The 23,905-nt window shown below is 47.6% G+C and carries 18 protein-coding genes; 10 read left to right on the top strand and 8 right to left on the bottom strand.

Annotated elements, in window-relative coordinates:
* Window positions 1–9: 9 nt before the first annotated feature.
* The 3 genes from ABD744_RS10195 to ABD744_RS10185 all read right to left on the bottom strand — a co-directional run bounded on the left by ABD744_RS10195 (window position 10) and on the right by ABD744_RS10185 (window position 4,261).
* Window positions 10–2,040 (bottom strand): TonB-dependent receptor domain-containing protein, encoded by a 2,031-nt coding sequence (locus ABD744_RS10195; RefSeq protein WP_344798143.1) that lies wholly within the window; start codon window positions 2,038–2,040, stop codon window positions 10–12.
* 122 nt (window positions 2,041–2,162) lie between these two features.
* Window positions 2,163–3,566: a histidine kinase sensor domain-containing protein gene (locus tag ABD744_RS10190; protein ID WP_344798141.1), complete on the bottom strand. Its 1,404-nt coding sequence runs from the start codon at window positions 3,564–3,566 to the stop codon at window positions 2,163–2,165.
* Window positions 3,563–4,261, bottom strand: coding sequence for a response regulator transcription factor (locus ABD744_RS10185; RefSeq protein ID WP_344798139.1), 699 nt, complete (start codon window positions 4,259–4,261; stop codon window positions 3,563–3,565). Before ABD744_RS10185 ends, ABD744_RS10190 begins: the two co-directional genes overlap by 4 nt.
* 245 nt (window positions 4,262–4,506) lie before the next feature.
* Here ABD744_RS10185 and ABD744_RS10180 point away from each other — a divergent pair, with 245 nt between their 5' ends.
* From ABD744_RS10180 to ABD744_RS10155, 6 genes are all read left to right on the top strand, one after another.
* Entirely contained in the window at window positions 4,507–5,868 is a 1,362-nt protein-coding gene (locus ABD744_RS10180; protein WP_344798137.1) for an MATE family efflux transporter, read from the top strand.
* A 305-nt stretch (window positions 5,869–6,173) separates the two neighbouring features.
* The gene (locus ABD744_RS10175) at window positions 6,174–8,039 is read left to right on the top strand and encodes an IucA/IucC family protein (RefSeq protein ID WP_344798135.1); all 1,866 of its coding nucleotides are present in this window, start codon (window positions 6,174–6,176) and stop codon (window positions 8,037–8,039) included.
* Window positions 8,026–9,885 (top strand): IucA/IucC family protein, encoded by a 1,860-nt coding sequence (locus ABD744_RS10170; protein ID WP_344798133.1) that lies wholly within the window; start codon window positions 8,026–8,028, stop codon window positions 9,883–9,885. The genes ABD744_RS10175 and ABD744_RS10170 overlap by 14 nt, the downstream gene beginning before the upstream one ends.
* Before the next feature lie 110 nt (window positions 9,886–9,995).
* Window positions 9,996–11,396, top strand: a complete 1,401-nt coding sequence (locus ABD744_RS10165; RefSeq protein WP_344798131.1) for an AMP-binding protein — start codon at window positions 9,996–9,998, stop codon at window positions 11,394–11,396.
* A 15-nt stretch (window positions 11,397–11,411) separates the two neighbouring features.
* The gene (locus ABD744_RS10160) at window positions 11,412–12,755 is read left to right on the top strand and encodes a DUF6005 family protein (RefSeq protein WP_344798129.1); all 1,344 of its coding nucleotides are present in this window, start codon (window positions 11,412–11,414) and stop codon (window positions 12,753–12,755) included.
* Entirely contained in the window at window positions 12,752–13,621 is an 870-nt protein-coding gene (locus ABD744_RS10155; protein ID WP_344798127.1) for a sugar phosphate isomerase/epimerase family protein, read from the top strand. Before ABD744_RS10160 ends, ABD744_RS10155 begins: the two co-directional genes overlap by 4 nt.
* A 221-nt stretch (window positions 13,622–13,842) precedes the next feature.
* Here the strand turns inward: ABD744_RS10155 and ABD744_RS10150 are convergent, their stop codons facing one another.
* Genes ABD744_RS10150 through ABD744_RS10140 form a run of 3 tightly spaced genes read right to left on the bottom strand, consistent with a single transcriptional unit; the run spans window position 13,843 to window position 15,270 of the window.
* Entirely contained in the window at window positions 13,843–14,334 is a 492-nt protein-coding gene (locus tag ABD744_RS10150) for an exonuclease domain-containing protein (RefSeq protein WP_344798125.1), read from the bottom strand.
* Window positions 14,331–14,708 (bottom strand): hypothetical protein, encoded by a 378-nt coding sequence (locus ABD744_RS10145; RefSeq protein ID WP_344798123.1) that lies wholly within the window; start codon window positions 14,706–14,708, stop codon window positions 14,331–14,333. The genes ABD744_RS10150 and ABD744_RS10145 overlap by 4 nt, the downstream gene beginning before the upstream one ends.
* Complete coding sequence (locus tag ABD744_RS10140) at window positions 14,695–15,270, bottom strand: hypothetical protein (protein WP_344798121.1); 576 nt, start codon at window positions 15,268–15,270, stop codon at window positions 14,695–14,697. The genes ABD744_RS10145 and ABD744_RS10140 overlap by 14 nt, the downstream gene beginning before the upstream one ends.
* A gap of 375 nt (window positions 15,271–15,645) precedes the next feature.
* Here ABD744_RS10140 and ABD744_RS10135 point away from each other — a divergent pair, with 375 nt between their 5' ends.
* The 4 genes from ABD744_RS10135 (at window position 15,646) to ABD744_RS10120 (ending at window position 19,885) form a co-directional block, all read left to right on the top strand.
* Window positions 15,646–16,725, top strand: a complete 1,080-nt coding sequence (locus tag ABD744_RS10135) for a sensor domain-containing diguanylate cyclase (protein ID WP_344798119.1) — start codon at window positions 15,646–15,648, stop codon at window positions 16,723–16,725.
* A gap of 139 nt (window positions 16,726–16,864) precedes the next feature.
* The gene (locus tag ABD744_RS10130) at window positions 16,865–18,907 is read left to right on the top strand and encodes a type VI secretion system Vgr family protein (RefSeq protein ID WP_344798116.1); all 2,043 of its coding nucleotides are present in this window, start codon (window positions 16,865–16,867) and stop codon (window positions 18,905–18,907) included.
* A gap of 71 nt (window positions 18,908–18,978) precedes the next feature.
* The gene (locus tag ABD744_RS10125) at window positions 18,979–19,548 is read left to right on the top strand and encodes a DUF6931 family protein (RefSeq protein ID WP_344798114.1); all 570 of its coding nucleotides are present in this window, start codon (window positions 18,979–18,981) and stop codon (window positions 19,546–19,548) included.
* Window positions 19,549–19,582: 34 nt separating this feature from the next.
* Window positions 19,583–19,885 carry a PAAR domain-containing protein gene (locus tag ABD744_RS10120; RefSeq protein WP_344798112.1) on the top strand — a complete coding sequence of 101 codons (303 nt, stop codon included), beginning with the start codon at window positions 19,583–19,585 and terminating at the stop codon, window positions 19,883–19,885.
* Window positions 19,886–19,973: 88 nt separating this feature from the next.
* Here the strand turns inward: ABD744_RS10120 and ABD744_RS10115 are convergent, their stop codons facing one another.
* Complete coding sequence (locus ABD744_RS10115) at window positions 19,974–21,248, bottom strand: hypothetical protein (protein ID WP_344798110.1); 1,275 nt, start codon at window positions 21,246–21,248, stop codon at window positions 19,974–19,976.
* 105 nt (window positions 21,249–21,353) lie between these two features.
* Window positions 21,354–23,897, bottom strand: coding sequence for an MFS transporter (locus tag ABD744_RS10110; RefSeq protein WP_344798108.1), 2,544 nt, complete (start codon window positions 23,895–23,897; stop codon window positions 21,354–21,356).
* Window positions 23,898–23,905 lie beyond the last annotated feature (8 nt).

Here is a 23,905-nt window from a genome sequence, read left to right as displayed (position 1 = left end):
GTATCAGCCCTAGATTCGCAATGCAGCCGTCAGACGGAAATCACGACCGGCTTCTGGTGAGCCACTGATTGCTTCATAACCCGTACCGGAAGTAAGATCCTCAACACTGGAGTGGTCCAAGTACTGTTTATCAAATAAGTTCTTAACGGTAAACGTTAAAGAAAAATCTTCATTTGATGTTGGCAACCAACGCGCATAAATATCGTGCACGCCATAACCAGGTTTACTTGGTTTGAGAGGCTGAGGAGTAGGTTTTGCGTCATCATTCAGTTCAATATCAATGTCATGAATGCCTTTCACAAACTCAGCCGTCCAGCCCATCATAAAGTCTTGAGTGAACTCATATGAAATATCAGTCACTAAGGTGTCACCTTTGGATGCGGCAGTAGACCCATAGACATAACGAATTGCCGTAACATCATCAACTTCAGTATCTGCACTATTGAAACTGACCATTGCAGTCAAGCGATCCCAAACGTAGTCAGCTTGTACAAAGTAACCAACGGTTTCAATATCCTCATCCAGATTTTCACTGAGTTTCGACCACGGGAACTCACCGCTAATGGCATTTTCAATGACGGACTTATAAACACCTGCTGCAAAACTGAAGCCTCCGCGAGAAAAATCGATGCCAACCTCATAGTTTTTCGAGTTTTCAGCTTGAAGATCAGGGTCATTTGATATTCTTGAGCTATACAGCTTTAAAGCATCCTTAACTTCTGCACCACGTAGCGCTTCGGCATAACCAGCACTGACACTCCACTCTGAAGTAATGTCAAAGTTAGCACTGATATTCGGGCTGAAGCCATCACTGGTGATTTTCTGATCATTAATATCAATCAGTTCGTAGTCATCAAAACGAACACCGGTTGAAACCGTAAACGCATCCGTTACCGCAATGACATCCTGTATATAAACACCTTTTACTTTGCCTGTTTCTTTATTCGCAGTGCTCGTTGTTGCTTCTGTATATGAACTTTCATCATCTCGATAGTTGATACCATAAATTAACTTATGATTAGCAACCAAAGAAGTATTCTGAATCGTCGCACCATGCGTTTCTACTTTACCGTTTGGATATTGAGATCCTTTGACTGAAAAGCGCTCTTGCTCTAAATCGGTTTTATATAAATTAATTGAAAGATCAAGAAGGTCATTGTTTATTGAGTCAAACTCATAATTCAGAATGGCCGTATCTCTCCAGCCTTCTGTTTTTGCTGGCAAATTTCCAGGGGCTGCTATCAACTCAGGTTTATAAAGAATGTCGCCTTCTTCTTTCAACTTTTCATAACTGACAGACAGCTTTTGCTCATCACTAAATTTCGTTACTAATTTTACGTAACTCATTTTTTGACTCGATTCAGAGCCTATAATTTCATCACCGTTGCCATCTTCTGCATCATCATGTTCAGAACGCACAAAGCTGGCCAACACACTTACGATATCTGACTCATCTCGACTGAATACCGAAGTAGAAGATTTATAACCTTCAGTATTGCTGTAATACGTACCTTTAATCAAAGCACCGGCCGTTTCACCCGGTTCTAATAAATCGCTAGGGTCTTTGGTTACAAAGCGCACCGAACCACCCAGAGCACCAGGGCCTACGGTTGCGCTACCTGATCCCGCTTCCACTTCTACCTGCTTCAATAAGTCTGGCTCTACTGCAACACGACCTGAATGGTGAAAAATAGCACCCGCTTGTTCAGCACCATCCACAGAAATATTTAACGCATCTTCACCAATGTTACGAAGATAGATTTTCTGGCCCATACCCACAGAACCACTCGCATTAATCTGAGGATCAAGGCGGAAAATATCAGCTAAGTCATTAGCCTGAATTTTCTCTAGTTCTTCAGTCGTGATCAATCTATCTATACCACCCGTAGCCTGGCCTTTAATTTCGATCATGTTCAGATCGCGATGCTCTTCGGTTTCTGCTTCCGCTGCAAAAGTCGTATTGGTAGAAATCGCCGCCGCAATCGCAACAGCAAGTAACTTATAGTTATTTTGTTTTTGTGGGTGTGCCAGCTTGGTCATATCATACCTCGTTAATGATAATAATTATCAATTGCGAGGAATTATCGATAATTTGACTGAAATGTGAACCATTTTTACAACTGTTACCATTAGGTACTGATGCAGCGCAAACCTCGCAGCACTCAGGCAGGCAAAGTGACTCGCATTTCCAAGCCGGCGTCAGGTTGGTTCCTAGCCTGAATATGGCCTCCAACGGCTTCCAGTTGTCGCCTGGCAAGTGCCAGCCCAAGACCACAGCCACCTTTCCAGGTTTGTTTGGTCGAGACGCCTACATCCGAACACGCACCCGAAGTACGAATGTCTTTGGTGGCCACATCCATGCGGGATTTTTCAACACGGAAAAACGGATTAAAAATGTCACAGATGTATTCTTCAGGAACGCCGGGGCCTTCATCCAGTACTTTAACGATAAGTCCGCGCTCAGCTTCTTCAATCGTAACCATCACCGAGCCTCCTTCCGGGGTGTACCTTAGAGCATTGCGAATGATATTTTCAAAGGCCTGCCCCAACGCTCTGTGACTGCTGTGAGAAAGCACCGCTTGCGATGGGAAGGCGGTATGAAGTTCGCGATCCGGGTATTCAAAACGCGCATCTTCGGTGATGATTTCAAGCAGCTCAACCAAATCCACCTCTTCTTCATTGAGCTTGGGCTTTTCATTTTCAAGCCAGGCCAACGTCAAAGTATCATCCACCAAACCGCGCATATTTTCCGATTCACGCTTTAAGCGCTGTATTGATTCTTCCGGCTTAATATCGTGTTCCAAACAATCCACCGCCATATCAATTCTGGCCAACGGCGTTCTTAATTCATGGGAAAGGTCGGCAATCAGTTGGCGCTGAGTGATAATCAGTTTTCCGGTGCGAGCGGCCATGCGGTCAAAGGTTTCGGCCAGCGCAGCCAGTTCATCGTTGCGACTGCCCAGACAGGATTTAACCCGAACATCATATTGGCCTTCACTGAACTGACGCGTGGCCTTTTCAAGCTGCCTTAATGGCATCATCACATGTCGGTAAAGGACAACACTCATAAAGATCAACAACACCAAAGGCAAGCCGAATTGCAGCAGGTTTTGGGTGTATTGCAGATATTCACCCGGTCGCATCCGCTGAGGTAATCGAATCAGGAAGTGCGTATTTCCATCGGAAAAGGTCACATCCATGATGGGGTTTTCTTTGAAATAGAGATGAATTTTCCACTTAACACTGCGACCCAAACGAAACCCTTCTACAAACTGATCGGACAATTGCCCGTTGGCCAACGGCGTAATCCGGGAAGTCACCACCGCCGCCCAGGTCTGTTCTCTTGCCTGCAGGTTTTCCAGCCACGTCGCAAGTGCGGCTTCATCTTCCTCGGTGTATATCCGCTCGGCTTCTGCCCCCAGCGCCACCAGTTCTTGCTGATACTCTTCAGCAATAAAACTCATTCGTTGTTCAGTACGCTGAGTCAGAATATCAATGGCCCAGAACAACAAAACAGTGCCTGCGGCAATGGTATAGCAAAGCTTCCAAAGCAACCGCTTATTCATGCAAAGCAATAACCTTTGCCATGAACAGTGGATAACCGATCCGCCGCCATACCAGCATCGATCAATTTACGCCGTACCCGGCTCAGATGCATATCCAGGCTACGGTCGTATTTACTGAACTCTCGTTCCAGCACCAACTGATACAGATACGGTTTGGTTAACACATCGTTCTGGCTATCCACCAACACCCACAGCAATTTAAACTGAATCGGGGTCAGCGTGATAGGCTGCCCCTCAAACGTTACTGTTTGTTTTTGTCGATTCAGTTGCAAACCATCAACCACCATCTCAGCAGATTGATTACGGCGATCCGCTAAGCCGAAAGAGCGGCGCAATAGCGCATCGATGCGCAATCCTAATTCAGTAAAGTTAAAGGGTTTAGGTAAATAATCGTCTGCTCCCCTTCTGTAACCTTTAATCCGCTCTTCTTCGGCTCCGCAGGCGGTGAGCATCATGACCGGTGTTTGACGGGATTTACGCAAATTCTTTAATACCGAAAAGCCGTCCATCGTTGGTAATAATACGTCCAGCAAAATCAGGTCGAATCTTTCGCTGATGGCAGCCATCAACCCTTGCTCGCCGTCTTTACATTGGGAGATATTAAAACCACGGCCCCGCAATAAATCCGCCAGCTGATCATTTAACGTCGTGTCGTCTTCTATGATTAATATGCGAGCAGATTCCAGGGTGGTCATGTGAAAGCCTTTTAAATGGGTTATTTCTATAGGTGTACGATGTCAAAAAAAGTCAGAATAAACTCTCAGACGGGCACAAGTTAATACGAATGATTGTTGTTTTCAAACAATATAATAATGTTATTACCATTTTCGGACAAGCAACCAAGAATCTGTCACAAATGTAAATGATTATTGATTGAGAAAACAGCAACGGCTACTATCCCCGCTTTCTGTTCCCCAAACCAGCCCGGAAACACACCTTTATGAATGATAAAGCCAAAACCAACCCTGTCTTGAGTGGTTCCATCATTCCTACTTTTTTTTATTACGTCGTGCCTTCCATCATTGGTTTAGTGGCCATCACCACCGCCAACCTGGTTGACGGTGCTTTCGTAGGTAACTTCGTGGGTTCCGATGCCCTGGCTTCAATTACCCTGTTGATCCCCTATTTCACGTTATTGTTTGGTATCGCCTTAATGATCGCCATCGGCGGTTCAGTACGCGCGGGAACCTACATTGGTGAGAATAACGTCGCCGCCGCATCTTCGATTTTTAGTAAATCATTGATCACCACATTTGCCTTTTCATCCATTGCTGCGGTATTGGGGTTTGTGTTCGATGATTATTTGTATTGGGCTCTGGGGGCACCCGAAGACCTCTATCCTTTGATGGCCGATTATTTCCAAATCATTACCTTTGTGCTGATTATCCAGCTGATCACCATGGTGCTTTATTACTTTGTCCGAGCCGATGGCCACCCCGTCATCGCGACCATCGCATTGGTGACAGGGGCATTAATCAACATTGCCCTTGATGCACTTTTCATCGGTTATCTGGATATGGGTCTAAAAGGCGCGGCATATGCCACTGGCATAGCCCAAATTATTCAGCTGCTGATCTTGTTACGCTACTTTTTAAGCCCGGACAAGACGCTCAGCTTTTCCATTCAGCAAACCAACTGGTTAGAAATGGCAAAAGCCTCGTTTAATGGCTTATCCGAGTTCGTAAATGAAATTTCCGGCGGCCTGATCATCTTTCTATTGAACTGGTTGTTGATCTCCCGCCTGGGCGTCGACGGCGTTGCGGCCTTTACCGTCGTTAACTTCTTAATTTTTCTGAGCCTGATGTTATCTTACGGTGTGGCCGATGCCCTGCATTTGCTGGTCAGCCAAAACTTCGGTGCCAAGAACAGTGTGCGCATCCGACAATTTTTTCTGACGTCCATCGTGTCTGTGTCAGCCATTGGTTTGGTGCTGATCAGCATTTTATTGTTCTGGCAGGATGCCATTATTCAGCTGTTTCTGGACGAAGAAGCAAAACACGTGGCCAGCATTTCCTCGGGTTTAATTACGGTCATCTGGCCGTTGTTTCTGGTCAATGGCGTCAATGTCCTATTGTCCTGCTACCTGACGGCCATGCACCAACCGATTCCTTCCACAGCTGTGGCACTGTCTCGCAGCTTGTTTCTGCCCGCAGGTTTACTGACCGCTTTTTACATGTTTTTCCCCGAACAACCTTTCCTGATGGCTCTGCCCTTGGCTGAGTGGCTGACCTTCTTTCTGGCAGTGGCGCTTTGCATATACAACCGCCCGACCAAGTTAGTTCAACAAGCCAAACAGAAGTGAGTGCATTCCGTAAATGAACATTCGGAAGCCGTTAACTTTTTTAAGTAACAAATGTAAATTAGATTGATAGTGATAACCATTCTCATTAAGATCCAATCCATATTATAAATAGCATCCTCCGTACCAAAACACCTGAAAAACCGAAATTCAGTAAATGAGCAGGCAAGACATAAATTCGTCAGCGTGCTCGTTACCGCCTTTGCATGTCACTCGGTCGACATAAAAGCGCATGCACTGATGTTGTACTCGGTTGAACGGTGGTTTAGTGCTTCGGGCGCACAGGGCAAATTATAAATAGGAATGGTATGAATCGGTCTGCACAGCAAATTGCTGACAACGCTTCTTTTCAGGCGTTCATGAACTGTTATCTCCGCGAAGTGGATTCAGGCGTTTGGCATTCAGCACAGAATTGGTCCAACCTCACCGGGCTTTCCTTCAACGAAGGCGAAGCCCATGTCATTGAAGTACAGCTTCCTTCTCAACAAATCACCTTAGCCGTAGGCGTCGGATACCGGTCTTTGGTGGGTCGCCATACATTAACCCGCGTCTATCAACAGCAAACCCATCAACTTCACTGGCAGTCGGTGGAATACTTCTCGGCACTAATGCTGCTGGTCAATGAAATCTACGGTGGCACCCAATACCGGGGTCAACAAAGCCGCCAACAGGAAGCCTTAAAAACCAACCAGTTGGAATTAATGGCCCGCATGATTGAAAGCCACCAGGTGATGACCCGTTACCTGGAAACCCGCGCCGACGATGACTCACTGAACAGCCAGCGCTTCATCGACTCTGAGCAGTCGTTGTTGTTCGGTCACTGGTTACATCCGACACCCAAAAGTCGTCAGGGCATTCATGAATGGCAACATCAGGATTACGCGCCTGAGTTATGCGGTCAGTTTCAGTTGCATTATTTTGCGGCCGACCGTTCGCTGGTGAAGCAACGATCCATCTTGGAACAAAGTGCCGAAAGTATCGTATTAGACAACCTGCATGAAGCGGCCCCCGAACTAACAGATCAACAAGTATTAATTCCGGTTCACCCGCTGCAAGCCCAATGGTTGCTCCATCAGGATTACATTCTGAAGCTAATGGAAGAAAACCTGCTTTCAGACATAGGCCCGCTTGGCCCGCTTTATACACCGACCTCTTCGGTCAGAACGGTATACAGTGAAGACAGTGATCAGATGTTCAAGCTGTCGATTCCGGTCAAAGTCACTAACTCGCTTCGCATTAATATGCATCATGAGCTGGAAGCCGGCGTTGTGGTGGCGAACCTGTTCCGACTGACCGAATTTTCCAAGCGTTATCCGAAATTCCAAACCATCAACGACCCGGCCTACATTTCACTGGAACTGCCCAACGTAGAAGAAACCGGTTTTGAAGTCATCATCCGGGATAATCCGTTCAAAATTAATCAAAATGACCCGTCCACAGAGCGAAGTGTTCACTCCATCGCGGCGATCACCCAAAGCCCGATTGACGAACAAACGTCGTCCCGGCTGGCCAGCTTAATTCAACGATTGGCTCACGACGAACAACGTTCCACCGAGGCCGTCAGTTTAGATTGGTTTGACCACTATTGGGACTGCGCCATTGAGCCGGCCATTCGCTTATACGACCAACATGGCATTGCACTGGAAGCCCACCAGCAAAACAGCCTGCTCGATATCACCGACGGTTATCCAAGCCAATATTATTACCGGGACAATCAAGGGTTTTATCTGTCCGAAAGTCACCGCCAGCCCCTCATTGCCCTTGAACCCAAAGTGCAATTCACCGAAGACCTGTTCTACACCGATGCCATGATTTGTGACCGTTTCACCTACTATCTGGTGGTGAACCAACTGTTTTCACTCATTAACCGGTTTGGCATCGACGGTCTGGTCAGTGAAGACCAGCTACTGAAAGTCACCAGCCAGAAATTACAGCAACTGCAATTCAAGCTGACTGGCGTTGGTATTTCCCTGATTCAATCGATGCTGAATCGCCGGGAAATCCCCTGTAAAGGCAACCTGCTGACACGTATTGATGACGTTGATGAACTTCAGGCGGAGCTTGAACTGGCCGTCTATACCCGCATTCGTAATCCATTAATAGGCTTTATTCCGGCGCCGGTGATAGACACCACGGCCCCCATAACACGGGAGGCCTGCCTTGAAACCGCATAATACAGACCTGAACATCACAGCAGCGCAGCCAGACGCTTTCGAGCAGCGAGTCTGTCGTCAGTTGGTGGAAGCGCTCTTATTCGAGCAAGTGATTGATTACCAATTCGAACACGGCACCTTCCGGTTTGTGATGAACCGGACCTTGTATCAGGCGCAAGGCCGCGTTGCCAGCTTCGGCCGTATCCGCCTCGAAACCGGTAGCATTTACTACCAACAAGACACGCAAAAAAACGAAGCAACGCTGCAACAATTGGTCGCAGATTTGCCCACCCACGATGCGATGAAACAAAAGCTCAGTAACGAGCTGCAACAAACCATAAAACTCTGCCAGTGGAATTTACAGCACTTGGTCAAGCGATCTTCCAGAAGAGCACTGTCTTATCTTGAGCTGGAATCGGCTTTGGACGAAGGCCACCCTTACCACCCTTGTTTTAAAGCCAGAACCGGATTCAGCATTGAAGATCACGCCCGTTACGGGCCGGAAACGGGCAATCCTTTTCAGCTTCACTGGTTGGCCATTGATCAAAATTTATTACAACAGGCGCTGCCTCAAACCAACCGGGATTTCTGGCTGACCGAGCTGGGCGCGGCAACCTTAATCGAACTCGAACAACGGTTGTTGTATGAAGTGGCGAAGACCTCCAACCAATCCGATCGCTTCAGTTTCATGCCCATTCATCCTTGGCAATGGCAATCGATTGGTCAAACGTTGCTGGGCGAACTCATCGAAAAAGAAAAGATTATTCACCTGGGTGCAGCGGGTGATTTTTACCAGGCCACGATTTCTGTGCGCTCTTTGGTTAACGTGACTCACCCGGAGAAACCCAATATTAAACTGCCGATGAACATGGTGAACACCTCTTCATTAAGAACCATCGAGCCGCATTCGGTATGCACCGCCCCTGTGATCAGCCAATGGCTGAACACTCTGATTGCCAAAGACAGCTTTATTCAAAGCGACCAGCGTCTGGGCTTACTGGATGAGTATGCAGGGATCGTATTGGATGAACACAAAGCCAGTGCGCTGGTATCCGACCCGGATTGGTCCGCCAACATTGAAGGCCAACTGGCGGTCATCTTCCGCAAAAGCCTGACCCACGAAACACCGGAAACCTTATCCGCCATCCCTTTTCCGGCATTGATGACCAAAGAGCAAGACGGCAAAACCTTTGTTGACCCTTGGCTCAAACAATACGGCATTGAGGCCTGGGTTCGCCGCTTGATCGACGTGGCAGTTATTCCGGTGTGGCACCTGTTAGTACACCACGGCATCGGGCTGGAAGCCCACGGCCAAAACATGGTGTTGTTACACAAGGAGGGCTGGCCTGAAAAAGTGGTCTTACGTGATTTCCACGAAAGCCTGGAATACCAAAAAGACTACCTTGCCCAACCGACGCTGGCTCCGGATTTTGGCCAACTGCACCCCAATTACACCACCGACGCTGGCCAACCGGCACCAGACAACCAGTATTTTTGGATGGACTCGGTGGAAGCTCTCCGGGAACTGGTGGTCGATACCCTGTTTGTGTTTAACCTCACCGAAGTCAGTCATTTATTGAGCGAAGCACACGGGTTTGCTGAAGCCGAGTTTTGGCACATTGTGGATGCGCAACTCACCGCTTACGCACAAGAAGGCCACACCGCACCGGAGCGTATAGCGGCGATTCCTCTGGATGCGCCACACATCCAAACCGAATCACTGATTAAGAAAAAACTGAGTGGGCAACGTGCCGCTGAGTTCCATCATACGATCCCGAACCCGTTGCGTTACTCAGTCCATCATTCAATACCGGCGATCCATAAAAAGGAATTCAACCATCCAGCGGAACCGTGTCTCAGTGCTTAAACATCGAAAACCTTGTTAACACCCCAGGCTGAAACTCGGGCAGTTAAGAGGTCATGCACTGCATTACGATTTCAATGAACGAAACACCAGGAAAAGCATTCGGAAACACTATGTTTTACATTAATGACGATCACTATACCGAAGATTACGTTGCTCAAAGGCATCTGGAATTCAAACGCTCGGAAGCACTGGCAAGCACCAAACGCCTGGCGGTTTGCCTGGAAGACGCAGCCCAGTGGCTGGCCCTGTGCCTGTTCATCAAAGAACAAGGTGGCTCGGTGATGCCCATTCACCCCAGTACCCCACTGGAAGCCGCCAAGCGACTGGCCACCAAAGCGGGTTGTGACCAGCTTCATTTCAAAGAAATCTCCAACATCATTCCACTGGACAAACCGGCCTCTCCATCAGAAGGCTGTGATTTAGAAGAGAGTGATTCAGAAGGCGTTCTCATTCAGATGAGCTCAGGCACCACCGGTGATCCAAAATGCATTGAACGCAGCTGGGCCACCATCGAGGAAGAAGTCCAAAGCTATTGCTCAGCATTCACCTTACCCAATGCCATGACGCCGATCATCGCCTGCCCGGTCACTCACTCTTATGGGCTGATATGCGGGGTATTAGTGGCTTTAGCGCGAGGTCTTGAGCCCATCGTGATTACCAACATCAACCCCAAGTATTTGGCAAAGCGAGTGCTTAACAGCAAACAACCGCTGCTGTACACCTCACCGACCATGCTGCACGGCCTGATTCGTTTGCTGCCGAAAGACCAGAACATTCACGCCGCAATGACTTCCGGCACCATCATGCCAAAACAACGCTTTGAACAACTGGCACCGCGCATCGACCACTTCTTCCAACAATACGGCTGTTCTGAAGCGGGCTGCATTGCGGTGAACCCGAACATGACATCCGCTGTGGACGTGGGCATTCCCCTGCCCCATTTGAAAGTGATCGCGGGCGACGATGCTGACAATCCGGCAGAAATTATTGTCACTACCCAGCGAGGCCATCAAATCCATACTCAGGATCTTGGTCACTTCCATCATGACGAGGCTACCAACGCCAACATGCTTTCGTTTTTATCCCGCATGGATGACACCATCATCGTCGCCGGACTGAATGTCTACCCGCAGGAAGTGGAAGACGTCATTCTGGCCATGCCTGAAATCAAGGACGCCGTAGTATTCAAAATGGAAGACCCTTACGCCGGCCAACGCGTTTGTCTCCAGTATTCTGCCGACACCCAAGTCGAACCAACGTCTATTCGTCAATGGTGTACTGACCGCCTGGCCCCCTATCAATTGCCTCAACAACTCATTCAAGTTGAACAGGTTGAACGTTTGGCCAACGGCAAAGTGAACCGTAAACAACTGGCGATGAATTTTGCCAATCAGTCCTCAGCCGCCAAACCGACGGATCAAGCAGCCACCAAAGCAGACATCAACACAGAGACCAAAGCTGACATCGAAAAAGCAGCTGCGCCCCAGCAAACAGAAACAACAGCGGTATAAACACAGAGATTGACCATGAAACACGCAGACATAGTGAACGCCATCCATCAGGTATTACGCGATACCATGTTCATTCCGCAAATAGACGCCTTCCATGCGGATGCCCGTCTCAATGAAGACTTATATCTGGATTCCGTGCTGGTATTGGAACTGATCCTGAACCTGGAAACCGAGCTGGGTTTTGATATTCCCGACGATGCCCTGACCAAAGACGATTTTGACACCGTCGCCAGCTTAGCGACGTTTTTAGACCGTCGCATCTCAGGCGGCTCATCGCCGGAAACAGACTCAACACCAGCCGCTATTGATGCAGCTGCCCCGGAAGAATTTGAAGACATCAAAGTCCATTGCTTCATCAGCTGCGTCTGTGAAATGATCAAAGCCGATCCTCGCGTAGATCATCGCCCTTTCTACTTCGGGGTGTGGGATGCCGAAGTGGTGGTGGATGATCAATTCCGCCTCTCTTATCACTCAGAGGACATCAATCACGATTTCTTTAAGCGCTGGTATCAAACACTGTATGGCGTTGAAATGCACCCCTGGTATCAGGATCAGGCAGACAAAGCCAAGAACATCAACACCCTGCTTTCATTACTGAACAACAAGTCCGGGCAGCGTCAGGTAATGGTTATGCTGGACATGTACCGCTTGCCGGAACGGGAAAACAAGTTCAATCAAAACCCTTTTCCTCATTACGTCTTGTTGGAAGAAACGGACGATCCGACCACCTGGTTCATGACCGATCCGGACTTCCGCTGGGAAGGTCCGTTACCCAAAGATAAAATATTGAACGCCATCGAATCACCCGCCGTCTCCGGAGGGTATTATTTTGACAGCAGTGACATTCGGGAAACGGCCCGCCAAGACATTCACGACTACTTCTTAGCCTGCATCAACCCGGATCACAACCCAATGACGGACGCTGTCCGGGCCATCATTGATGCGCACTTAAACCCGAACAACAACCTGCCTTTAAGTGCCCTGTCGGATGCGCTCAAGCAAATTCCGGTATTGGCCATTCGTAAATACGCTTACGAACACGGGTTTGCTTATTTCTGGCGAGAAATGGACTTAGACGACGATGCGTTTGAAGACTGGTGTGTTGTCATCGAAGCCTTGGTTGAAACCTACAAACTGATTCAATTCCGGGCGATGAAAATCGCTAAGTTTGATGCCATCGAAGCCGTTGATCCGCAACTGTTAAGTGAAGTGTACGGCTTGCTCGACCAACAAGATGAACGCGAATTCCATATCAAGAAACACCTGATTGAGGTGTTCCAACAATGGACGATGCAACACATCACTCCCGCCCTGGCTTCCTCAGTAAACACACGCATTGCGGAAGAGGTTGAACCATGAAACTGTCGATTTGCACCATTTCCTTCCGCCACCAACTGGTCTCCATCGACCAGCTGGTGAACTGGGCCAGAAGCAATCACTTTCAAGGCATCGAGCTTTGGGGGGTGCACGCTAAAAACCTGGCGGAACAACCCAGCTACAATAAAGAGTGGCTGGCCAGCTATGGGCTTCACACCTCCATGATCAGCGACTATCTGCCGCTGCAAGGCTCTGAGCAAGAGGCATTCAATAAGGTTCAGCAACTGTGTATGTTGGCCAAACACTGGGGTGCAAAAAAACTACGAACCTTCGCTGGCGGCCAGGGCAGCGACGAAGTCACTCGGGAAGAACGGGCGGACATGACCGCCCGTCTCCGAAATATTTGCCACTGGGTCGAGCAACACGGCATTACCCTGATCATAGAGATTCATCCGAAAACATTGGCCGATAACATTGAATCCACTCTACAACTGATCGACGAAGTATCTCACCCAAGCCTGAAAATTAACTTTGATGTGCTACACGTGTGGGAATCCGGTGCCAATACCATAGACGCCTTCGAAACGCTGAAACCCTTCATTCAACACTTCCATTTAAAGAACATACAATCTGCCGAGCAGCTGCATGTCTTTTCCCCCCCGAACGTTTATTCCGCGTCGGGATCACGTGAAGGCATGGTCTCTATCTTTGAGGGCGCAGTGGATTATCAGGAATTTCTGGAATATCTAATCTACAACCAAACAGCGGCCGATGGCCTGGACGTCCGCAATATGGACGCCTCTCTGGAGTGGTTTGGCAACCAATGCAAAGAAACCCTGAGCCAGGATCGTTATAAAATCCAACGACTGGAACAACAATGCGATTTGCCAATGAGCATCGTGAGTTAAATGATAAGCACGGTGAATTAAATTATGCGAAGAAGGCGAAGTAGCAAAGCAATCTTACCTCAGGCCGGATATATGTCAGCATTACCTTACTTCATCTGACAAGAATGGATTCCTGACAACTAAGACTCGAAGGCTTTGGGAGTTGAGAGCTGGGAGTTCAAGGTATTACTAGTCTGTACCTTGACTCCGCAGGGGCGTCCATATATGTCCATTTACTCATATCACAAACCAGAACTGGCCTCGTAATACGCATCAAGGATCAATCTCACATCCTCTTTTGCTCGATGTTGGCGATATTTACCGGATAAAGCGAGCTGGCGCTTTAGATGATCAAAGCTTTTACATTCATCTTCGTTCATTAATTCATAAAGAGAGCTGATATGAAATAAACGCGATTGCTTTACAGAATGAAAGAGCGTGTCTATCCAATCAGAATCCCAATACACCGCATCGCTGCATAATGGGGCATCTGAATGTTTTAGTAAATTATTCAGTTCTTCAGCGACTTGGGCTGCATTCAAACCTTCACTTAGAAGCCTTTCCCGAGTAATTCCATGCATACTCTCTGCGGCAGAGCACCAATGAAGCCAGTTCGGTTCAGGCTTAATTAACCATGAATAAACTTTCTCGTTGATAAGAACGGCAACTTCTATGGGGTAAGCATCAAAGTGCAATCCGCTCGCCTCGATATCTATAACATTTATATGTTTCATAAAAAGAACATAAATTCTTTTGGTGCAAAGATATTACGTTTTTCGAACACTTTAGATGGCGGCTCATTTTCCCAGAACTTGTGATTTTCGGGTTTAATAACTGAAAATCTATCCGCCACTGCAGGAATAGATTGACACCAATCAGGGACTTGCTCGTTGCTATTTTTTGGCGGTGAATTCCAAATTTCAACCAAACGTTCTACCAAGCAAGCCTTCAGTGCAAGCCTTAAAGGAGATGTATCCGTTGGTTTCGAAGCTGAGACTAGAGGCCAACCCCGACGCCAGATAAACTGAACAACATCCAAAAAGGGAATTTCATCATAGTCTTCGATAAGATCGACCATTTTGTCTAACGCATGATCAAGGTTTTCCATGTGTCTTTTCCCAGACTTGATTGAAACGTTTTTCAAAAAGCTCATCTGCAACATGCGGGACAAAAGGTCTGTATTCAGTTACTTTCTTAAGAATAGCTGAATGGTCATTTGGAGTAATTTCTTTAAGAAAATGTACAGCATCATTTATGTCTCGATCGCCACGAAATGCAGTTAGTTTGTGAGCAAGCATTTCATGCCAATCGGCAGCTTTTAAAACGAGATGTGAATGACGAAATACTACAGTATTAGATCTTGATTGTAAGCCAATAAAGCTCACACTATCATTAAACCACTTATCTCTTGGGCCATGCTCTAGCCCGAATTCCGCGCCTACTTGATCGACCAGCGTTTTAAGTAATTCAGTGATCCTTGGATTATTTGGGAAAAGTACATCTACATCATGAGTTACATGCCTTGAGCCGTGATAAAGAACACTTACTATTCCTCCACAACAGACTAAATCTAATTTTTGATTATTCTGTCTCAGTAAATCTCCTAATTTATTTAAAGCTTTAAGCATTTTATCTTTAGTGATTTGGCTTCCTGAGCTTCCGTAATACATAAACATATCCTTTGTTTGTAAAGTTTGAGTCATATTACAGAGATAAATTTTTTAAAACGGGGTCTGCTTCACGAATAACAAGAGCCCCAAATAGAAAATTTAAAGGGCATTACTCTACTGAATCTGGCAGTAGGAACGACCTCCAAGGGTATAGGAGGTTTGCTTAAGTCGAAACTAAGCCAAACTAACCTACCAGATTAGATATTGCTGATTAATCCTTTGGGCTGACCCTTCAGCCCAAGCACAACAGCTCTCTTGCTCAACCATTGCCAATTTGCGCGTTCAAAAAAACCCCGTCTTCCCCACCATTTGCTGCTAATCTTTACATACATCGTCGGCAGTAAGTCAGTTTTAACTTCGTTTGGACTATTGTTCATGCCAAGCAGTCACCCAGCCAAAGCGCAGAGTATTGGGAAGCGCTTTTATGTTCCCAGAACCATTGCTTCGTTATTCGGTTTGATTACGGTCGCGACTACTTTTTACCAATTTGGCGCGCCCGCCTGGTATTACCTCGGCCCAATCCTTCAAGGGTTATTCTGGCCCCATTTGGCCTACCAATTAGCACGTAGATTTGCACACAAAGGGTATACCGAAAAGCACAGCTTATTAATGGATTCCTTCCTGGGCGGGCTTTGGGTGCCGATGATGATGTTTAATATCTTACCGCTAGTCGTTCTCAGCACCACCCTGTGGCTGAACAACATCAGCGCATTTGGGCCAAAGTTTTGTTTAAAAGGGTTGCTGGCGCAAGCAGCCGGGGTGTTGCTGGGGCTTCTGTTGGTAGGTCTTGAATTCAACCTCATGCCGAACTTGGCCATTCTCTTATCTTGCATCCCCATTTTATTAATTTACCCCATTGCCATTGCGACCATTAGTTACAAACTGTCCAAAACCCTCAGCAAGCAAAAACGGGTGTTGGTGCACCTGAGCAAGCACGATGCGTTGACCGGTTTATACAACCGGGGCCACTGGGAACAACAGTTGGTTCAGGAATTCAAGAACAACCAAACCTTCGATGAGCCTTGCTGTTTGATCTTCCTGGACATTGATCATTTCAAGCGCATCAACGACACCTACGGCCATAGCATTGGCGATAACGTTCTGAGAAAAATAGGAAAAATCATACGGGACAACATCCGCCCTTTGGATGTGCCCGGTCGATACGGCGGAGAGGAGTTCGGCATTATTTTACCTGAAACAAGCAAAGAGCCCGCCATCGCCATTGCGGAGCGATTACGAGTCACCATTGAAGAAAGTCTCATCTACATCAACACCGGCCAATACTTGGAAGTGACCGCCAGTTTAGGCGTAGCCATGCTGGACAACACCGTCGAAAGCTACGACCAATGGCTATGCAACGCCGATAAAGCCCTTTATCAAGCCAAAAATTCAGGCAGAAACCGCACTGTCTTATACGAATGTGAAAACAATCGTCAAACGCCCGGGTTTGCTTGACCGACCTGCCAAATTGAACTAGAAATAGAGGGGTTCATTCAGTTTTTTAAACACTGATTTTTATACAGTTTCTGACGTTTTTCCCCTATCAATATGCTCAACAGAAAACGTCTTCGTTGCCTTTAAATGGATATTAGCAATGACCGATTTTTTAAAACCGGAAGGTAGTAACCTTGTCGCAAAAAGTAAAGGCACAGAATACGTAGTAAACCGCTTAATCTACCGTGGCGCCCTGTCTGAACCCTATACTTTGGAAGTCGATTTATACGCACAGGAAACCGATGCATCTTCCTGGTTAGGCCAGGAATTCAGTTGCAGTTATTATGATACTTTAGGCACTTCCAGAGACGCAGAAAAAGAGTTTCACGGCCTGGTCACAGAAGCGCAAATCCTGTCGGCAGGCGAGTCTCAACGTTATTTACTGCATCGGTTAACCCTGAAGCCCTGGTTTGCCTTGCTCGAATTCAATCATGGCAACCGGGTGTTTCAGGAGAAATCCACCGAAGACATAGTCACCAGCATTTTCAGTGAGCTTGGCTTCAAAGGGAAATACGCTACCGGCTCATTACCTTCCACCAAACGTGCTTATTGCCTGCAATTTGAAGAAAGTGACCAAAACTACGTCGAGCGATTGTTGGCCGAAGAAGGCATTCATTATTATTTTGAGCAAGACAGCAGCAGCCACAAACTGGTGTTGCACGATGCATCCCTGCCGTTTGATACCTCCGGCAAAATCAGTCTGGATCACAAACTCACGGCCACACAAAGCAATGAAATATTGCTTAACTGGCAGCCAAAATTTCAGTTCCATACCTCAGGTGTAGAATTATCTAATTACGATTACAGTAAAACCAAACTCACCACCAGCAAAACCAAAACCAGTAAACACAGCATTGCCAACAGCTCCAAGTTAACCCAGGCCCACTTTCCAACGCCCAGTGTCTCCGGCCTGATGGATGACCTGGCCGATCGTCTAGTAAAGTCCCGATTGGCTCAGGCCGAGCGTAATTACAACCAAATTGACGCAGAAACCAACAGTGTCGAGCTTGTTCCTGGCCGTTACGTGTCGGTGAACTCGCATCCGGATAAAAGCCAGCAAGGTGACTATCTGATTACCGAGGTAGAACAAACCTTTGCCGTGGATGCCGCCAGTGCATTTACTTATCAGGGACGTTTTACCTGCGTCCCCAAAGACAATGGCCACTACCCGGCCCCCATCGAAAAGCCCAAAGTCCAAGGCATGCAAAGCGCGGTGGTGGCAGGTAAAAAAGAAGAAGAACCGGCCAGTGACGATCAAGGCAGAATACGCATCAAATTCCACTGGGATACCGACGCCGAAGGCGACAAAACCAGTTGCTGGGTACGGGTGGCCCAGTCCATGGCCGGTAACGGTTACGGGGTTCAGTTTATTCCCCGGGCGGAACAAGAAGTGCTGGTCAGCTTCATCGACGGCGACCCAGACCAGCCGGTTGTGACCGGCACCGTCTACAACAGCAAACATTCGCCGCCGTACAAAACCACCGACACCACCCAGTCCGGGATCAAAACCCAGTTAGCCGGTAAGTCCAACGAGATACGGTTTGACGATAAGAAAGACAACGAGCAACTGTATTTTCATGCCGCCAAAGACATGCTCACAGAAGTTGAAAACGACGCCACCGCTACCATTCTTGGCGAACAGAAAATCACCGTCACCAAAGACACCAGCCTGACCACAGAAAAAAATTACAACCTGACCACCACTGAAAACATCAATCAAACCAGTAAAAAGAATTTCACGCTGACGGCCACCGACGACATCAGTGAAAAAGGCAAAAACATCACTCTCGAAGCCGACACTCAAATTCAACTGAAAGTAGGCAGCAGTAAAATTACCATCACCAGTTCAGAGATCAAGATTGAAAGCACCAACATTACCGTGGATGCCAGCAGTGCCATTAAAAACTCGGCCACCAACATTTCCAGCAGTGCCAAATCCGCCTTCAAGGCCGATGGCTCAACACTGGCCCTGGCCGGAACCGGCAGTGCAGAACTGACCAGTAAAGGCACCTTAAAGCTCGACGCCAAAGCATCGTTAACCGCTCAGGGAGCCATGAGTGCCGAGCTGAAATCGAGTCTCAAAGCCTCGGTCTCTGGCAGTGTCATGTCAGAAGTAAAAGGGGCTATCATCAAGATCAATTAACAAGGGAACCTTAAAATCAAAACGACGATCACGCTAAGGAACAGGCAATAGCCACCATTTGAGACTCAGTCATGTACAAAAAAATACCTTTAGAACAGTCACTGACCATATTGCAGCGCTACGAGGTCGGTGAAGAATGCCTGGCCCTCATTGATGGCTCTATGCCGCCAAATGAGGTAGTCAGCCAATTGCAAAGCGCCAAACTGGACAATGACCTGGTTCAGTTTCTGTGTCATGCGTTGCCGGTCAGAGAAGTGATTTGGTGGGCTTGTCTGGCTCTGGAATTACGTCAGCAGGACTGGACACCACAACAAACCAACGCCATTGTCTGTGCAAAAAACTGGGTCAAAGAACCGGACGAAGCCAATCGTCGTCAGGCCGAACACTTTGTCAAAAATATTGGTCACGATTGCGCTCCCGGCTGGCTGGCCCAAGCTGTTTTCTGGAACGGCAGTGGCAGCATCACCGACGTCGGTGAATCTGTGGTGATGCCGCCCGAAAACCTCTACGCCAAAGCAGCAGCGGGAGCAATTAACATGGCCTCTATTATGCCGGAATGGGACAACAGTGAAGCCTATTATCAGAAAGTCATCGAAATGGGATTAGACCTGGCCAATGGCGGTTCGGGCAACGTGCGCTAAGATCAACTTAACCAAACGAAAAAGGAAACGAACTATGGGCACTCCGGCATCACGCGTCGGTGACATGCATGTATGCAGTATGCAAACACCGGGCACGCCCCCCATTCCCCACGTTGGCGGCCCCATTTCAGGGCCTGGTATACCAACGGTATTAATCGGCAATATGCCTGCCTCCGTAGTGGGCGATATGTGCGTTTGTGTCGGCCCGCCCGATGCAACCGCCAAAGGCAGCGCCACCGTTCTCATTGGCAATCGTCCTTGCGTTCGAATGGGAGACACCAGTGCCCACGGCGGGTCTGTCGTATTAGGCATGCCCACCGTTTTGGTGGGTGGTTAGAATCCGGGCGACAGTATTAGGGGGAAGAGGTTAAAAAACTGTCACAGGTTGCACGGGTAAAACCTGTGCACCCTGTGATGGCATATGACTACTTAATGCGCGCCACCAATTTCTCAAGCTTTTCATATTCAAGCTGAAGCGCTTTACTATTGCGCTTCCTATAATTGTTTTGTTGATGCTGAGTATCCAGGTTAGCCTTACGGCAAACATCACATATAGCTCGTCTCGAACCACTGACTTTCTTAACACCATCAACATGGTCAGACGTACTGAAGTGAGCAATCACTGCCAACTGATCCTCAATTTTCTTCATTTTATCTTTCAGTCGACCCAGCACGCCATTGTTGTATTTAGCTGCGATCTTGCTCTTATGATGACTGACGTCGTCGCCACCCACCTTCTTCTCTTCTTTCTCAATTTTTTCGAGCATTTTGGCGCCAGTATAGGCCGTTTTACAGCCATGATAATTCACTTTGTAACTCGTCGGATCAACGCCACACAAAGTCAACGCATTGATCACATTCAGCAAATACCCCTTGGCCGGGCCATAGTGACCACTGCCGGTGTTCAGGTGCTTGATCTTGCCCTCCACCACTTCAATTTCACCCGCACACAACACGGGTTTGCCGCCCATATAACTGGAGTGATATTGACCGGTTTCCTTATAGGTGGTGCCCGACAAATGGGGGCCACTGTAAAAGTCCCCCACCACCGACAATGCGTAACCACAATGTTTGTTCGAGATAGTGTTTTTACTGCCGGTACTTTGGGTAAATTCCGAATTCATTTTGACCCAGGTCGTGGACTCTTTAGAGACCCACCACTGCTTTTGATACACCACACCATTGGTAATTTTTAAACGATACATTTCCCGGTCTTTGGGTTTGTAATACAGGGCTGACTTTTTTTGATAATCCACTTCATAACCGTGATCGGTCATTCCCACCGTAAAATTGTCCTGCAACCAGTTTGGCAGGCGATTGATCGGCGTTTCTAACTGATAACTTAACAACTTAACCACTTGTGCAAACAAGCCATTAACGCCCTTCGAACGTCGGCTATTCACTGAACTGTCATTACGGCCAGCCAACACCAACCAACGATCCAGCGCATAATACAGTTCGGCCAAAACCAGCAACGCATCAGGGCCTAACTTAGCATTCACATCCTTTTCTTGAACCTTATTAATGTAAGTCAGTTTGGCATCAATGAACTTCAGCAGCTTCTCATTCGAGCGGCTTTTACCGGTTAATGTCATGGTTAATTTTGTGCTGTTTTTAAAACTGGTCGCTGACATCAAGACCTTACAGGACGAGTTCACCGTTTCTTTATTCTGAATTTTCGGGGCTTGGTTTTCTGGCATAATTAAATTCCTGTATTCATTCCGTAGTTACGCCACCGCTCATCATAAGCAATGGCTCTTTAATGAAAGTTCTTACCCTGTTTTTTTCTTCTTTTCAGATCGAACTCATGCCTCTTTAGCAGCCAAAGCCACCGTATTTTTAGTATGTGAAGAGAACATGTACACCACACCGAGCACCACTGACAAAATGCCGAACAGCGACATTGCCAATGGCGAGTTATTATTTAAAAACAATAATTGAGCAATGAAGGCCGGCCCGGCAACGTGACCAAATCGCTCAAGAAAGACATACGTCGCGGCAATCTTTTTCACACCTTCGCGTTGTGACACGTCCGTATTATTAATGTGAGTCATCACTGGTGCGGCCAAAAGTCCGTTTGAAATGCCCAAAAAGACAATGGCGATATACAACACCAAAGAATTGCCTGCGATGCCCAACCCATGAGCGTGGTTCGACAACCACAACAAAAACTCCATGCCCGGCATCAGCCCCGTTGGATGTGCCCCCTGCTGGCTGACAAAACCAACAAACACGGTGGCAACCCCACCCACCACAGCACTGCAAATCAACGCTCTGCGAGACATGCCAGGGCCATCCACTAACCGAGTAACGTATTTGGTCATCATCATGCTGGACACGTAATAAATCATCAGCATCAGACCCACATCATCCGCTTTATAACCCTGGCCCAACATCACCAGAGGCACCGCAAACATCACCACACCGGCAATCGACATCTTGCCCATGATGCCGACTAACGTCAGAGTCCGCATGAATTCCGCATCTCTGACCACCGCCACGATATTTCTGCGCAGCGCTTCCCAGGGATGCTCGCTATCCTCTGACATTTCTTTCATGACTTTGCCGGTAATGGACTCCGCCCGTGGCACCAAATTCCATAGGTAAGCAATGGACAGCAGGCTGACTAAAGAAGCCATCAGGAAGATCATTCGATAGTCGATGTAGGCATACAGCAAAGCACCAATGGCGGTGCCGGCAATCAACGCAGAGTTTCGACCCACCACTTTCACGGCATGTCCCCGGCTGCGTTGATTTTTCGGTGTTATGACCATCACATAAGACTGCAAACCAATCAGAAACAACCCCTGACCAATGCCTGAGAAAATTCGCGCCAATGCCACAATCCAATAGTCATCGCTTAGGAAAATCAGCATCATGCCAATGAATTCCGCCAGGAAGCCCACAGTCATCAACTTTTTCAGATTACCCCGCTCAGCGTATTGACCGGCAGGAATCAGCACCAACGCAAAAAACAGGTAATACAAGGTGAATGGCATGGATGCAGTGGCAAAGCTAGAGCCGCTGCTGGCCGCCATGTCAGCAATCAGCTTTGGTAAAAACGGGACAAACAGGGCGTTCACCAACACCACCATAAAATACGCAGGCTGAACCAGATTTAAACCTATTTCAAAACTGATGCTACCCGCTTGCGTTCCAACGCCTGCTTCACCGCCCATCTCTTTTTTATCGGCCGACGCCGACTCGGTGTTTTGAGCCCGTTTATCCAGCAATTCAATCAACGAAGTGCCTGCATTTAGGAAAATCCAGGCCAATAGCGCACACGCGATGAATAAGACAAAAAAGGCTTTGGTACTCGACAAAATAGTACGAATCAACACATCGGTCGGGATATTCACCGCTACCCGAAAGTTAATGGTTTCGCCTTGCTCCTGCCCCAGGTCGTTCACGTACTCGTAACAGTCTTCCAATACCTGATAAGGCTTACCCACCTGAGTTGGATCAGTGTGAGCCAGATTGGTGTCACCTTTGATCAGCGCGATGGCCTCAATAGTGCGATTGCCGGATTTGTATTTCTCCAGCATCCGGTCAATGCCGGCTAAGTCTTCCAAATGAACGCCCACGTCCCTGACCGACGTAAGTCGCTGAACCATAGAATCCGTCATCGCACGGGTGGTCGCATTGGCCCCGTATTCATAAACGTTATAAACGGTTTTACTGATCACCACAGACAGAGCGATGTAACAAAAGACGTAGGTAATCTTCAGAACCCGTAACCGGCTTGAAGAAGCGGAAGTACGAAGTTCATAAATAGAAACCACCACCAAATAAAGCAGCGTCAGGCCAATCACAGCCTGAAAAGGCAGAGCAAACTGCCGATCCAGCTCAGACACCAACAGCGTTTTATCCGCCTCAATCTGGACTTCGCCCACTGGCCCGAATTTACTGGTGAGTTGCTGCGATATCAGATAGCTGTGTTCAGACTCAAGACTGGTAAACGCCGGAAAATCAAACTCAATCGGATTCGGCCGGTATTCTCTCAGGCTTTGATCGAAATCCTCCTGCTTCGTGCCATCTCCTGATTCAAAAAAAATGATGGCGCCATTCTGGTCAATGACGCGAATATTATGGATGCTGTCATCGGATTTCATCAGTGTTGATGCGATGGTTCGAAAACCGGAAAACTGACTCACCGGCAGCCCGGCATTCAAATAACTGTCAAAGCCGTTTTTGACAATTTCACTTTGCGCCGACAGCTTGTTCAGCTGAAACGGCAGATATTTCAGCTTGGCTTCGTTATACCCGATGTATGTGAGTAACATCAGAGTACTGAAGACAATCACCAACATCGGAATACAATATCGGATGTTTCTTAAACGTTTGATCATAAGTTGAA

The sequence above is a fragment of the Litoribacillus peritrichatus genome, from assembly GCF_039537985.1.
GTDB lineage: Bacteria > Pseudomonadota > Gammaproteobacteria > Pseudomonadales > Litoribrevibacteraceae > Litoribacillus > Litoribacillus peritrichatus.
This window is presented reverse-complemented; position numbering and strand designations above follow the sequence as displayed.